The sequence below is a fragment of the Ensifer sp. GW823-FHT05D09 genome (assembly GCF_058795755.1).
Map to the genome: position 1 here is coordinate 1 of NZ_JBXAIA010000007.1, position 14,705 is coordinate 14,705.

General features: G+C 62.9%; 8 protein-coding genes. 4 read left to right on the plus strand and 4 right to left on the minus strand.

All coding sequences use genetic code 11. From position 1 onward, the window contains the following. Positions 1-29: 29 nt before the first annotated feature. The 3 genes from AC1Q80_RS19580 to AC1Q80_RS19590 form a co-directional block, all read right to left on the minus strand. Positions 30-965 (minus strand): LysR family transcriptional regulator, encoded by a 936-nt coding sequence (locus AC1Q80_RS19580; protein ID WP_492361519.1) that lies wholly within the window; start codon positions 963-965, stop codon positions 30-32. 27 nt (positions 966-992) lie between these two features. Then, positions 993-1,808: an SDR family NAD(P)-dependent oxidoreductase gene (locus AC1Q80_RS19585; protein ID WP_173421163.1), complete on the minus strand. Its 816-nt coding sequence runs from the start codon at positions 1,806-1,808 to the stop codon at positions 993-995. A gap of 166 nt (positions 1,809-1,974) precedes the next feature. Then, positions 1,975-2,970, minus strand: coding sequence for an alpha/beta hydrolase family protein (locus AC1Q80_RS19590; RefSeq protein WP_492361520.1), 996 nt, complete (start codon positions 2,968-2,970; stop codon positions 1,975-1,977). A gap of 129 nt (positions 2,971-3,099) precedes the next feature. On the opposite strand from AC1Q80_RS19590, the gene AC1Q80_RS19595 reads away from it, so the two are divergent. Further along, positions 3,100-4,161: a helix-turn-helix domain-containing protein gene (locus AC1Q80_RS19595; RefSeq protein WP_492361521.1), complete on the plus strand. Its 1,062-nt coding sequence runs from the start codon at positions 3,100-3,102 to the stop codon at positions 4,159-4,161. Between the two features lie 30 nt (positions 4,162-4,191). Here the strand turns inward: AC1Q80_RS19595 and AC1Q80_RS19600 are convergent, their stop codons facing one another. Then, positions 4,192-5,424 carry a benzoate/H(+) symporter BenE family transporter gene (locus tag AC1Q80_RS19600; RefSeq protein ID WP_492361522.1) on the minus strand — a complete coding sequence of 411 codons (1,233 nt, stop codon included), beginning with the start codon at positions 5,422-5,424 and terminating at the stop codon, positions 4,192-4,194. Positions 5,425-5,536: 112 nt separating this feature from the next. Between AC1Q80_RS19600 and pdxR the strand changes: the two genes are divergently transcribed. The 3 genes from pdxR to AC1Q80_RS19615 all read left to right on the plus strand — a co-directional run bounded on the left by pdxR (position 5,537) and on the right by AC1Q80_RS19615 (position 14,672). Continuing rightward, a complete protein-coding gene (pdxR, locus tag AC1Q80_RS19605) occupies positions 5,537-7,027 on the plus strand; it encodes a MocR-like pyridoxine biosynthesis transcription factor PdxR (protein ID WP_492361523.1) in 1,491 nt (496 codons plus the stop codon). A gap of 220 nt (positions 7,028-7,247) precedes the next feature. Further along, entirely contained in the window at positions 7,248-8,420 is a 1,173-nt protein-coding gene (locus tag AC1Q80_RS19610) for an AraC-like ligand-binding domain-containing protein (RefSeq protein ID WP_492361524.1), read from the plus strand. 183 nt (positions 8,421-8,603) lie between these two features. Then, positions 8,604-14,672 carry a putative Ig domain-containing protein gene (locus AC1Q80_RS19615; protein WP_492361525.1) on the plus strand — a complete coding sequence of 2,023 codons (6,069 nt, stop codon included), beginning with the start codon at positions 8,604-8,606 and terminating at the stop codon, positions 14,670-14,672. Positions 14,673-14,705: the final 33 nt, after the last annotated feature.

The window sequence follows — 14,705 nt, forward strand, 5'->3', positions numbered from 1 at the left end:
TTTGGTAAAGCCCCGGCGACGCCATCGGCTCAAGGATTGGCAGGATGAAGGCTGGATCGAAGGCCGGCGAATTCGGCAACGGTAAAATCGATCAGTTTCCTGATCCGGACGATGTTGCGCACGTCGCTGTGGACGCCGAGTTTGAGTGGCAGGGTCGGCGCCGATGTCCCCGTAACCAAGGCCTTTAGTCCGGGTCGACCGGCGGCTAGGAAAAAGGGAAGCGTGGCGGCAGCCAACCCGGCCTCCACGACGCTCAGCTGCGAGCGTATCGAATTTGTCCGCAGGATCACCCGCGCGTCCGGAAGCAACTCCCGCAGCCAGCCGGAAAGGGACACGCGCACCGGCGCTTCATCCAGTTCGACGACGGAATGTGTGCCGCTGCTGTCAGCCGAAGGCTGTCCGAAACGATCGACATAGCCGTCGGCTGCAAACAGCCCATAGCGAATATCCGCTACCTTGCGCTCGACGATATCGTTCTGGTCGAAGCTGCCGAACCGAAACGCGATGTCGGCATCCCGCCTGGACAGGTTGAAGCGCCTGCTGTCGTTGAGGAGATTGATCGTGATGCCCGGATGACAGGCCGCAAATCTCGCCAGCATGGGCGCAATGACATAGTCACCCAACCAGTCGAGACTGGTGACGGTAATGGCTCCCTGCAGATCGTCTTCCTGGGCGGCAAGACGCCGCTCCACCGCAAGAGCACCCGCCTCCATTTCGTCCAGCGCAGACAGAATGGAACGGCATGCCATCGTCGGCATCAATCCGTTCGGATGTCGCTCGAACAGCTTCTGCCCGCATTTGCCCTCGAACGCATCCAGGCGTCTGCTGAGTGTCGGCTGGCTCGTGCCCAGGCCGCGCGCCGCGGCACTTAAGGAACCGTAGCGCGCAAGGACTTGAACAAGATGCAGTTCTTCCCAGTCCATAGGATCACCTCTGTCCAGATCGACAGCGGCATAGAACGCCATCCACAGCCCGATGCAAGTGCAGAACAATCAATCCGCACCCTTGCCGAGCGGCTCACCCCGTCGGTAGTTCACAGAAAGCTTGGTGCCGGCGCTCATGCCACCGTCGATGGGAAGCACCGCCCCGGTGATGTAGCTTGCCTGCTCGCAGCAGAGCCAAAGCACGGCCGCGGCAACCTCCTCAACCGTTCCGAGCCGGCGCATCGGCGTCGAAAGGGCGGCTTGCTCCTGAGCCTTCGCACCGGCGGCTTCCAGATGATGGGTCAGGATCGGGCCAGGGGCGACGACGTTTATGCGGATGCCCTGATCGGCATAGTCGAGCGCCGCAGCTTTCGTAAGACCGATAATGCCGGCCTTTCCCGCGACATAGGCCGAAAGACCGGATGTCCCGTTCACGCCGGCGACCGAGGCCATGTTGACGATCGCGCCGCCGCCGTTGCGCACCATGGCCCTGATCTGGTGGCGCATGCCAATGAAGGTGCCACGAATGTTGGTTCGCAGGCCGCGATCGAAGGCCTCGACATCGAGATCGGCAAGCGGCGCTGGCATGCCGCCATCGGTCGCATTGTTGAAGGCAGCGTGCAGGTGTCCATAGCGCTGCAGGACGATGTCCAACGCGCGTGCCATCGCGCTCTCGTCACCGACATCCGCCTCTATCGCCAGCGCCTCCCCACCCTGCCAGCGGATCGAAAGGGCGACGTCATCGATCGCCTGTTTCGAGCGGGCGAGAAGCACGACCGCCGCACCTTCCGCCGCAAATGCCCTGGCAGTGGCGGCGCCAATGCCCCTGCTTGCGCCGGCAACCAGCGCGACCTTCCCGGAATATCTCTGCCCCACTGCATTCATCGACCGACCTCCGCTCTGAAACTGCTGTTGTGTCTAGCTTGCAGCGGCGATTGCGTCCTCCTGCAGCGGCGTATGCCTCCCATACGCAATGAGGCAGTCGACCCCGTCGTCGCCCATCGATACGGGCGCCTCGCCTCGCACCACTCACATCCACCCAAGCATCCGCCTAGAGATTGGCCCTGAAGAAGGCGACCGCAGCAGCGTTCAGACGCGCATGAAATGCGGCGCGATCGAAGCCCGGCGGATCGGTGCAGATCTCGTGCAGCTCCGCGCGTTGGCTCCGAGTGCACGGCGCGAGGAAGGAGTAGTGTCCCGCACCGGGCTCGACATGGGAAACGGGCCTGACCGGCAATCCGTCGCGGACGATGGCGAAGTCCGGCTCCACCGGCACGATGTCGTCCAAAGCGGCCGCCCAGAGCGCCACGGGTTTGTGCACATCACTGAGGCCATCAGCAAGAAAGAGTGCCGGGATGGCCGGTGCGGCCACGAACGCCGCTTTCAGCCGTGCATCGTGAACGACATCAAGAGGTGCAGCGCCGAAGCTTCTGGCGAGATTGTCCACCCCACCGAATTCGCGACAGACCCATCGCTGCGGAGCGGCTGCGCATTGCTCGATGAGGCCGGAAAGCACCGGCTTTCCACCCATCCCGACCAGCGCCGTGAACCCGCCGATCGAAAACCCGAAAATGCCAACACGATCCGGATTGATCGCTCCGCGGTGCGGCCACGCCCGCAGCATATAGTCGATGATCAGTGAGACCTGACGGGGGCGTTCCGTCAGCTGGCTGCGGCTCGCGTAGTGGCGCATGTCGGCATAGTTGTCGCCGGGATGCGTCAGGGCCACCACGACGAAGCCGGCTTCGGCAAGCGCGAAAGCGGTATCGTGATGGCCATAGGCGCTGCCGCCCGTGCCGTGCGAGACAACCACCAACGGCAGTCCTTCGCCGGCGACGTGACCGTTTAGGGCGACGATCTGCTCGTAGTCTGCGAGCGGTTGCAATCGCGGCTCGTCATTCGTCGGATACCAGATCGACGCCTGTATAGGGCGATCGAGAGGGTCCGGGACTTCAACTTCCGCAAAGCCGACGCTCGCACAGGCCGCAGAGGAGATGAAAAGCGTGAACTGGAAAACAAGGATGAGAAACGGTCTGAACGAGATCATGGAGCTGGCCCGGTTGAAATGATGCGGACCAACCTCGCATGACGTTTTTGCAATTGAGACCAAGATCATGATCCAGGTCGTCTCCGATCGCGATCTGGTCAATAGTGTCGCCCAAACAGGACCGACCCGATGCTTTTCATTCCGCTGCCGTTCGTCGCGGCCCTTCTGCTGCTCATCCTTTTCGGACAGATGTGCCTTCGTGAGCAGGCTGCGAGCCGGCATTTCCGCATTCTGGTGCTGCTGCTCTGCCTGCTTGCGATCGTCATCGGCGTGCGTTGGGGCTATGGGATCGAACGCGTCTTGCCGGCCCAGGCCATCCTTGCCTCAGCCGTCGGCCCCTTGGCGTGGGTCTGTTTCGCGGCCTTTGTCACCGAGCAGGGCAACAGACTCGCCCATCGTGTTTGGCCCCACCTCTTGCCGTCGCTCCTGGTCGCGATCCTCACCGTTGCCCGGCCACAGTTGATCGACGTTATCCTCATCGCCATCTTCGCCTGGTATGCGGTGGCGCTCGGACGTCTGGCCTGGGCCGGAACCGACGCGCTCGATCTGGCGCGTTTCGACGATGCGCCGCTCATCCATCGGTCGCTGCAGGTTATGGCCACGACGATGCTGCTTGCAGCCATCGCCGACAGTTTGATCGCGATGGATCTTCGCGTGTTCGACGGCTCACATGCCGCCATGATCGTCACCGCAGCAACGATCCCTCTCGTCATGCTGCTCGGGGCCGCGGCTGCGATCGCATCGCGAAACCCGTCCTCGCCTGCGCCCGAAGCGGTGCAGCCAACGCCTGCGTCTGACGACGACGCGCATATCGTGGCGCGCCTGAAGCCGTTATTGCAGACGCAAGGGCTCTACCGGGATCATGATCTCAACCTCAGCCGGCTTGCGCGCAGGGCCGGCATTCCCACGCGCCAGCTGTCGAAAGCCGTCAACAGCGTTTGCGGCAAGAACCTGTCGCAATATGTCAACGATTTCCGGATCGCGGAGGCCTGCCGGCTCCTGGAAAGCGGCGACATCGCCATTACCACGATTGTCTACGACGTCGGCTTTCTGACGAAATCCAACTTCAACCGCGAGTTCAGGCGCGTGACCGGCATGAGCCCCACCGAGTGGCGGGCAAAGCGCACGCCTGCCCCCGCTCAAGCGGTCGGGGTCAAGAAAATGGGCAACGTTCCACATCCGACATCATGAGGACGGCCGGTACGACATCTGCCACGGATATCACTCTGCCGCCCTCTCGATGGCAACCAGTTTGCCACAGTCCCGACGCGGCAGGCGGCCGTTCAGCACGATGGAAGCGACAATACCGATCACGAGGCCCCAGAACGCGCCGCCGATCCCGAGCAGGCTGATGTTGGCGGCCGAAGCGAGGAAGGTAATCAACGCTGCCTCGCGCGATTTCGGATCGGCCATTGCACCGGCGAGACTGCCGCCGATCGTGCCCAGCAGGGCAAGCCCGGCCAAGGTGGTGATGAACGTCGCCGGCAATGCCATGAAGACTGCCGCAAGTGTCACGCCGAACACGCCCACAAGAACGTAAGAGACGCCCGCCGCGATCCCCGCCACCCAACGCTTGCTCGGGTCTTCGTGCGCCTCCTTGCCGGTAGCGATCGCGGCGGTGATGGCCGCGATGTTGAAGGCGTGCGAGCCGAACGGCGCCATGACAAGCGAACCCAAACCCGTCACCGTCAAGATCGGGCTGGCGCCGGTCTTGAAGCCATCGTTGCGCAGAACCAGCATGCCCGGCATGTATTGCCCGGTCAGGGTGATCAGGAACAGCGGCAGCGCCACGCTCAGAAGCGCATTCAGCGAGAATTGCGGCATGGTGAAAACCGGCGCGGCCAGCTTCAACTGCAGCCCGGAAAGATCGATACGGCCCTGCATGGCCAGGAACACGAGACCGAGCACCAGTATGCCGACCACGGCATAGCGTGCGGTAAAGCGTTTCAACAGGACATAGGCAACGATCAGAAGCCCGACCAGCAGCGGATCGACCGTCGCGCCGCCAAAAGCTCCGATGCCGAACTGCAGCAATATTCCCGCGAGCAGCCCCGCGGCGATGCCGGGCGGGATCAGCTTGATGACCCTGTCGAAACAGCCCGACAGCCCCAATGCGACGAAGGCAGCTGCCGAGATCAGATAGGCGCCCACCGCTTCGGCATAGGGCGTGGTCGCAAGAGCCGTCACGAGGAATGCCGCAGCCGGGGTCGACCAGGCCGTGATGATCGGCTCGCGATAGCGCCAGCTCAGAAACAGTCCGGTCAGACCCACCCCGATGGAAACAGACCACACCCACGATGCGGTCAGTTCCGGGCTCAGACCCGCGACCTTTGCGGCCTGGAAGACCAGAATGAAGGTTCCGCCATAGTTGACGATGACGGAGATCAATCCGGCGACGATGGGATGCGTGAGGTCGCCCAAACGGAAGGGCGATGGTGGCGAGGTATGCGACATGATCCGGTGGAATCTCCTGAAAGTCTCTGGCGCCGGGCCAGGATGCGGCTTGACTTTTAGTTGATAAATGGACTGATTATCCCATCCATTTATCAGTCGACGGCCAGACCATTTGTTCAAGCATTCCCAATTGGAAACCGTGCAGGCTTGGCTCGTCCATCCGGCGTATGCAGCGCTGCCGCTCCACGCTCGGATTCAGCGAGCAGTCCGGCAACTCATCGTCGATGGTGCGCTTGGCCCCGGCAGGCCGCTGCCAGCGTCGCGTGCACTCGCCAGGTCGCTCGGTGTCTCCCGCGACACCGTCGAGGCCGCCTATTGCCAACTCCATGCCGAGGGCTTTATCGACCGACGGGTGGGCAGCGGCAGTTTCGTCGCCGAGGTGAAGGCATTCTCCGCGGCCCAAAAAGTTCCGCCACGAGATGCGCTCCAGCGCCACAAGGAGCCAAGCCTCAGCAAACGCGGTGCCGCCATGTCCCGCAGCGGCGGCGTCCGCGAACAACTTGTACCCCGGCCATTCGCACCGGGTGTGCCGGAGACGCGCAGCTTTCCGCTTTCGCTGTGGGAACGTCTGGAGCGCCAGGTCCTGAAGGAAACGGGCACACAGGCTCTCCTTCATGGAGATCCACAAGGCGCAGAACCGCTTCGACGCGCGATTGCCGACTATGTCAACCTGGAACGGGGTGCGCACGCCAGCGCCGACCGTGTGCTGGTTCTCACGAGTTCACAACAGGCAATGGCACTTTGCGCCAATATGCTGCTCGATCCCGGTGACCGCATCTTCATCGAAGATCCGGTATACTACGGCGCGCGCAAGGCATTCGACGCTGCCGGCCTCGAATGTGTTCCAATTCCCGTGGACCATCAGGGCATCACGGTCGAACGGATCCTGAGCCAGCCTCACAAGGCCAAGGCCGTTTTCCTGACGCCTTCGCATCAGTTTCCGACCGGCGCGACGCTTGCGCTCGATCGACGACTTTCCCTGATCGAATGGGCAGGGAAGCACCAGACCTGGATCATCGAGGACGACTACGACAGCGAATTCCACTATGCCGGAAAACCAACAGCCTGCATGCAGGGCCTCGACCCTCACGACCGGACCATTTACATCGGCACCTTCACCAAATCGCTCTTTCCCGGGCTGCGGATCGCTTATGTCGTGCTGCCTCCGCAATTGGTCAAACCGATGACCGTTGCACGGACATTGCTTGACGGCCATACGGCTTCGATTGCGCAACTGACACTCGCCCGGTTCATGGATGGCGGGCATTTCGGCGCTTACGTTCGCACCATGCGCGGCGTCTACTGCGAACGTCTCGATGCTCTTGTCGGCCTCGTGCGGCCCCACCTTTCGGCGTTCGTAGAGCCACGGATTCCGATCGGCGGTCTTCAGATGCCCTGCGTGCTGACCTGCGGCTTGCCAGAGTGCACCGCGATCGACGCGGCGCGGCGCGTTGGCGTCGAGCTGCTGGGCCTGTCGGCACTTCACGCATCCGGCGCTGGCGAGGCCGGATTCCTGATGGGATTCGCCGCCTATACGCCGATCGAGCTCGACGTCGCCGTCAGAAAGCTTGCAGGCGCTCTTAAGGCCGCGACAAGCCCTTAGGGCCTTTCCTGGAAAAGTGCGGAGCGGTTTTCCGTCAAAAGCAGTACGGCGAAACCGGCAAACAGAGCTGAAATGTGCCGCAACGGCATACGGCCGCAGTCTGCCTTTATCCGCTCGAAGCTTGTCGCTTCGGAATTTTTTTCTCCTTGCGGCTGAAATGATCTCGCAAGAATATCCAGCTATCTCTAGTGTTTAGCTTGCGGCCAACGAGAGTCGCGACATGAACGGATGTATTCAGGAGTTGTGGCGGACATGCTTGGGTAAGCCAATTGCCAGTTGTCAACTTATGACCATCAGTGCAGCGCAAGAACGAAGTTTTCCGACCATGTCAATTGATGCCACGTCAAGCTTGGACTCCTCGCCTATCGATCACTTCGGATTGCCGCGCTCTCGATTCGACACGACAGCCATGCGGCAGCAAGACGCCCATTTGATGTGGCGCGAGTCGATCGGCGTTCTTTTCGACACACGCCTTCGCGGTCCGTCCGACGAGCCTTTCTTCGCCAGCGTCGATGCGGCCCTGATCGGAGGTGTCGGGGTCGCGCGCACTCGATCGAGCGGTCAGGACTTCGATCGTTCCCGCTACAAGATCGCCCGGGACGGCATGGACGGGTATCTCGTGCAGTTCTATCTCAATGGTCAAAGCGGCAGCCGCGGCGGCTCCGACAGCATTGCCCGCCCCGGTGACCTCTACGTGATCGATATGGCGCAGCCGCTCGCCACGTCCACAATCGATCACGAGCATCTCAGCCTGGTCATTCCGCGCCAGATGCTGGCCCCCCGTCTGAAGCGCCCGGACGACAATCATGAATTGGTCCTACCGTCGAGCATGCCGCTCGTTTCGCTGTTGAGGGACACGCTCGGCAGCCTGCACAGGCAACTGGATCATATCTCCGTCGGCGACGCGGAAGCGGTCCTGTCTCCGCTGCTCGATCTCGCGGGCGCTGCGATCAACAGCCAGACGAGCGAGGGCAATGCAGCGAGCGTCGGCCATGCGCTGTCGATCGCGGTCCGGCGCTACATAACCGACCACTTGCTCGAACCGGATCTGACAGTGGAGCGTGTCATGGCCGCATTCGGGCTGTCGCGCCGAACGGTCTATCGGCTTCTGGAGCTGGTTGGGGGATTTTCGGTTTTCCTGGCGCAGCAGCGCCTGCGGCGTGCCTTCATCAATCTTCGAGCGCCGGAGTACAGGCACGTGGCGATTGCAGACCTCGCCTTAGCACACGGCTTTACCAACGCGGCAAATTTCAGCCGTGCTTTTCGTCGGGAATTCGGCATGTCGCCGCGGGAGCTACGGCACCTTTCGGCGCATCATCCGGCCCTGCTGAAATCCGCGCCTGGGCTGTCGGCGACCGACTGGTCGCAATGGATCAGCCTGATCGGGCGTTAAGGACCTGAACGGCAAACGGTCAGGGTGGCGGCGAGACAGTCGATTTGGCAGTAAATGCAGGGTCATTGGCACGGGGTGCGCATTTCCGCTCCGGATCGCCTGCGCCAATTGAAGACGGCACTTTCTCCAAGCTAACAGGAAGCGCGCCTGCCATGGCGCGGTTTTTGTTGAGAGAAATGCGTCATGACAAGCGATCGATCGGCCACTGCCGCACGCTCCTGCAACCGGGCTGTTCGTGTGGCAGGCGGCGGCAACACCGCTGCGATGCTCTCTGACGGTACCGTCGAACGGAAGTGCGCCACAACACTGGTCGAGGCCGGGCCGAAGGATGGAAAGATGCGCCGGTTTTGGCGCAATCAGATCCGGCTGCTCATGGCCTTGGTGTTTCTTCTTTCCGGCCTGGTGGCCGTCGCGGGAGAAGCCGTCGCTGCGTCGAAAGGGTGCGAGGATATCGTTGCCGATCTGAACGGGAAGGACGTCCTAGCTCTCTCGAAGACCTACCCCAAGAGTGATTTTCTAACGACGGACCGGCTTCATATCGATTTGATCCGCAATCCATCCTACTGGGACAGCGCGTACTTCACCGCGATCTCTGAAACTGGCGTCGAATACTTCATGACCAGTTATGAAGCCGGTGTTGTAACTGGCAATGAATCCGCATCGATTTCCGGGCAAAACCTCGTTGACGGTGGAATCTATGTCGAATTCATAAACCAAAGCCCGACAACCGTTCCTTGGCGTATGGACGTCGTCTGCGTCACGAAAAGCAACCCGTTAGACGCCGCACTTTCCGGTCTCGCCCTGTCGAGCGGCAACCTCGAGCCGGCCTTCGACACCAATACCCTGACCTATACGGCCACGGTGGCCAACGGCGTTTCCACCCTCGGCGTGACACCGTCAACGCCCGGAACCACCGCGACGGTGAAGATCAACGGGGTCAGCGCCGTATCGGGCACATCGACCGCCGTGCCACTCAATGTTGGCGACAACACACTCACCATTGCCGTGACGACCGAGGACCGCACGGTCACGCGGACCTATCGGGTGGTCGTCACGCGCAGCGCACCTCCCACGATCACCGGCGTCACGCCGTCGATTGGAAGCAGTGCCGGTGGACAATCCGTGACCATCACCGGCACCAACTTCATCGGTGTGAGTGCCGTTGCATTCGGCGGCGTTCCCGCCACCACGTTCACCGTCGATAGTGCCACCCGGATTACCGCCACTGCGCCGGCACGAGCGGCCGGCCCGGCCGATGTGACCGTGACGACCGTGGGCAACAGTTCCGTGACGCGCGCAAACGGCTATACCTATGTCGCCGCGCCGGTTGTCACCGCCGTCAAACCGCTCAACACGCCCGCACGAACCTACGCGATCGGCGCCACGCTGCTGTTCGACGTGGAGTTCGATCAGCACATCGCTAGCAACGGGGGGCCGTACCTGAAGGCTGTCTTTGGGGCTGTCGAGCGGCGGATCAACCTGATCGGCGCCGTCTTTAACACCATGACGTTTTCCTACACTGTTGCCGAAAACGACCTCGACGAAGACGGAATCGCAATCTCGTCAATGGCGCGCGGGGGGGCAACGATCACGGACTACAACCGCCTAGTGGATGCAGATATCACACTGCGCAACATTGCCGATACATCAGGCATCAGGATCGACGGCGTCCGGCCCACGGTAACGTCAATCAACCCCACCGCGACAGCCGCCACCTTCGACGTCACGTTTTCCGAACCGGTCACGGCCGTGGACATCGGCAAGTTCACCCTGGCGAAAACAGGAACCGCGCAAGGCACGATCGACAGTGTGTCGGGATCGGGATCGACCTATCAGGTGAAGATCGCGAATGTTTCGGGAGAAGGTACCTTGGCGCTCGGCCTGTCCGCCAGCACCGGCATCAAGGACTTCGCCGGCAACGAGATGACCAAGGCGTTCACCGGCGGTACGCCCATGATCGTCGCGCCGCCCTCGAGCGACGCCAACCTCTCGGGCATCGGCGTTTCGAGCGGCACGCTTGCCCCGACCTTCGACGCCGCCACCACCAGCTATACTGTCTCGGTGGGCAATAGCGTTTCCGCCATCACCATCACGCCGGCCAGCGCACATCCCGGCGCCGTCGTCTCGGTCAACGGAACCGTCATCGCGGCGCCGGGCAGCCTTCCCGTCAACCTCCAGGTCGGCGGCAACGCCGTAAGCATCGTGGTGACGGCGCAGGACACCGTCGCCACGAAGACCTATGACATCGTCGTCAATCGCGCGGGCGCAGCCCCTGATGCGCCGACCGCCGTCAGCGCTGCGTCGGGTGACGGCGAGGCGACGGTCAGCTTCACCGCCCCTGTGAATGCAGGCACCACGCCGATCAGCAGCTATACCGTGACGGCTGATCCGGGCGGTGCCGCGGCAACCGGCGGATCAAGTCCCATCACCGTGAAGGGCCTTACCAACGGCACCGCCTACACCTTCAAAGTCACGGCCACCAACAGCATCGGCCCCGGTCCGGCCTCCGATGCGTCCAGTTCGGTCACACCAAAGCCTGCGCCGATCGCCAACGCTGTGAGTGCGACGGTTGCGGCGAACTCCACGGCCAATCCAATAACGCTCAGCCTCAGCGGCGGTGCGGCGGACACGCTTGCCATCGGCACCCAACCGACGCACGGTACGGCTTCGGTGTCGGGACTCGCGATCACCTACACCCCGACGCCGGGGTACTCCGGTTCCGACAGCTTCGCCTATACCGCTACCAACGCGACCGGCACGTCCGCCGCCGCTACCGCGACGATCACCGTTTCTGCGCCGACCCTGGCCTTCTCTCCGCCCGCTGGCGCACTGGCGGGCGGAACGGCTGCGACCCCATACAGCGGCATTGCCGTCGCTGCATCAGCCGGCACCGCGCCCTACATCTATGCCGTCAACGGCACGCTGCCGGACGGGCTGACACTCGATCCTGCGTCCGGTCTCATCTCGGGAACGCCGACAACGGCCGGAGACTACAATTTCACCATCACGGCCACAGATGCCAACAATGCCACGGGGACGGCGGCCTACTCGATCGCGATTGCGGTCGAGGCACCGACCGCCGGCGATGTGAGCGCAACGGTTGCGGCAAACTCCACGGCGAACCCGGTCACGCTCAATCTCGGCGGCGGGATCGCCGATACGCTGGCCATCGGCACGCAGCCGACGCACGGCACAGCTTCGGTGTCTGGGCTTGCGATCACTTACTCACCGACGCCTGGATACTCCGGTTCCGACAGTTTCACCTACACCGCCACCAACGCGACCGGCACGTCGACAGCCGCGACCGTGACAATCACCGTCACGGCACCTACCCTCAGCTTCTCGCCTGTAGCCGGCGCCTTGCCCGGCGGGACCGCCAAATCCGCCTACAGCGGCGTCACCGTCGCTGCATCGGCCGGCACTTCACCCTACACCTATGCCATAACCGGCACGCTGCCGGACGGGCTGACGCTCGATCCTGCGTCCGGTCTCATCTCGGGAACGCCGTCAACGGCCGGAGACTACAATTTCACCATCACGGCCACCGACACCAACAACGCAACGGGGACGGCGGCCTACTCGATCGCGATTGCGGTCGAGGCACCGACCGCCGGCGATGTGAGCGCAACGGTCGCGGCAAACTCCACGGCGAACCCGGTCACGCTCAATCTCGGCGGCGGGATCGCAGATACGCTCGCGATAGGGACGCAGCCGATGCACGGCACCGCTTCGGTGTCTGGGCTTGCGATCACTTACTCACCGACGCCTGGATACTCCGGTTCCGACAGTTTCACCTACACCGCCACCAACGCGACCGGCACGTCGACAGCCGCGACCGTGACGATCACCGTCACGGCACCCACTCTCAGCTTCTCGCCTGCAGCCGGCACGTTGACCGGAGGTATCGTCGGGACGGTCTATGACCGGGTCACCATCGCCGCGTCGGCCGGCACCGCGCCCTATCGCTATGCCGTGGCTTCAGGCGCACTGCCTGCAGGCCTCGCGCTCGATGGCATCACCGGTCGCATCTCGGGAACGCCGACGACGGCCGGAACCGCCAATTTCACCGTGACGGCAACCGACGCCAACAATGCAACGGGAACCGCAAGCTACTCGATCGCCATCGTCATCCAGGCACCGACAGCCAACGATGTGCGTGCAACCGTCGCAGCAAACTCCGCGACCAACCCGATCACGCTCGATCTGAGCGGCGGCGCAGCGAATACGGTTTCGGTCGATGCCCAGCCGGCGCACGGCACCGCCGCGGTGTCCGGACTGGCGATCACCTATACCCCGACACCGGGTTATTCCGGTTCCGACAGCTTCACCTATGTGGCCACCAACGTCACCGGCACCTCGCCTGCCGCGACGGTGTCGATCACAGTGACAGCACCGACGCTCACCTTCTCGCCACCGGCTGGCGCGCTGGCGACTGGAACCGCCGGAGCCGCCTATAGCGGCGGCGCCGTCACCGCCTCGGCCGGAACCGCGCCTTATCGTTATGCCGTCACATCGGGCCAGCTTCCTGCGGGGCTCGCACTCGATAGCGCCACCGGCGCGATCGGCGGCATCCCGACCCGAGCCGGAAACCACGATTTCACCGTGACGGCAACCGATGCCAACAACGCTGAGGGAACCGCACGCTATTCGATCGCGATTGCAGCCGCCCCAGTCGATTTCAGCTTCGAGCCACCCGCTGGCACGCTCACGGACGCCATGGCCGGCGAGGACTACAGCCAGCCGATTGCCGCCAAGGGCGGAACCGGGCCAATGCTCTATCGCCTGGCATCCGGCGCTTTGCCCAAAGGCATGGTCCTCAACGTCTCAACGGGTGAACTGACCGGCCCGCTGGCCGCGGACGCCGGAGGCAGTTACACCTTCGCGATCGAGGTTCGCGACAACAACGGCGCAACGGGAACGGCGAGCTATTCCGTGAAGGTCCAGGCCCGCGCGATCACCGTCACCGACAAGGTGGTCGATGTCCCGGCCGGATCGGCACCGCCTGATGTCTATCTCAATCGCGGCGCCACCGGCGGTCCGTTCATCGCGGCCGAGGCGACCTTTGTCGAGCCGGCCCAGGCCGGAACGGCGTCCATCATCCAGGGCGAACTGGCACAGGTTGGTCCGGCCGCCGCTCCGGTTGGCTGGTATCTGAAGTTCACGCCCAACAAGGCCTATTCCGGCCGGGTGCGCATCGGCTTCCGTATGGTCAGTGCGCTCGGCACCTCCAACACCGGGACCGTGACGTACAATCTCGCCTTCGATACCTCCGGGCAGGCCGCAGAGATCGACGCACTCGTGCGCGACTTCGTGCGGACACGGCAGAACCTGATCGCCTCGACCATCAAGGTGCCGGGCCTGATCGACCGGCGCCGGATGGCCGCGGGATCAGACACGGTCACCACCCGTATGACACCTTCAACCGATGGCGTTACACTTGGCTTTTCCACAAGCCTTGCCCAGATCGAGGCGGCGCGCGACAGGGCCGATGGCGTTGACCAGGCCGAAGCCTCGCCATTCAACATCTGGCTCGACAGCACGTTCCTGATGCACCGTCGCAAGGACGACGACGACAAGTGGGGCAACTTCGGCATGGTCTCGCTTGGCGCAGACTATCTGCTGTCTGAGAGAGCACTGCTCGGCCTGTCCTTCCACTATGACCGCATGACCGACCCGACCGACGAGGATGCAGAGCTTTCGGGCAATGGCTGGCTCGCCGGTCCCTATGCCTCCTTCGAACTCGGCAAGGGCATCTTCTGGGATTCGAGCCTGCTCTATGGCGGCTCGTCCAACACCATCGACATGAATGCCTGGGACGGCACATTCGACACGCGCCGCCTGCTCATGGACACTTCGGTCAAGGGGCAATGGCAGCTGGACGATGCAACCGTGTTTACGCCGGCGCTGAGAGCCGTCTATTTCTCCGAAACGGTTGACGACTATGGGGTGAAGAACGGCGCCGGCGACATCGTCGACCTCAAGGGCTTCACCGAAGAGCAATTGCGGATCAGCCTGAGGGCGGAGATTGCCCGGCAGTTCAGCCTCGAGAACGACATGGCGCTGACGCCCAAGCTCGCCGGTACGATCGGCTATTCCGGGCTTGATGGCGCGGGTCTGTTCGGCTCGCTCTCGGCCGCGCTATCGCTGCAAACTGCGCAGAGCTGGTCGATCGACACCGGATTGCTGTTCAACATCGAAGGCGACGGCGAGACATCTGCCGGCGCAAAGGTTGGCATAAGCGGGCGGTTCTGACCCCGGGCGACCGGGGAAAAGAATATCAGATCG

Bases quoted from the DNA above. Each gene is read 5' to 3' on its own strand.
- AC1Q80_RS19610 (WP_492361524.1), top strand. From the start codon at position 7,248: ATGAACGGATGTATTCAGGAGTTGTGGCGGACATGCTTGGGTAAGCCA.
- AC1Q80_RS19580 (WP_492361519.1), bottom strand. From the start codon at position 965: ATGGCGTTCTATGCCGCTGTCGATCTGGACAGAGGTGATCCTATGGAC.
- AC1Q80_RS19590 (WP_492361520.1), bottom strand. From the start codon at position 2,970: ATGATCTCGTTCAGACCGTTTCTCATCCTTGTTTTCCAGTTCACGCTT.
- AC1Q80_RS19595 (WP_492361521.1), top strand. From the start codon at position 3,100: ATGCTTTTCATTCCGCTGCCGTTCGTCGCGGCCCTTCTGCTGCTCATC.
- AC1Q80_RS19600 (WP_492361522.1), bottom strand. From the start codon at position 5,424: ATGTCGCATACCTCGCCACCATCGCCCTTCCGTTTGGGCGACCTCACG.
- AC1Q80_RS19585 (WP_173421163.1), bottom strand. From the start codon at position 1,808: ATGAATGCAGTGGGGCAGAGATATTCCGGGAAGGTCGCGCTGGTTGCC.
- AC1Q80_RS19615 (WP_492361525.1), top strand. From the start codon at position 8,604: ATGACAAGCGATCGATCGGCCACTGCCGCACGCTCCTGCAACCGGGCT.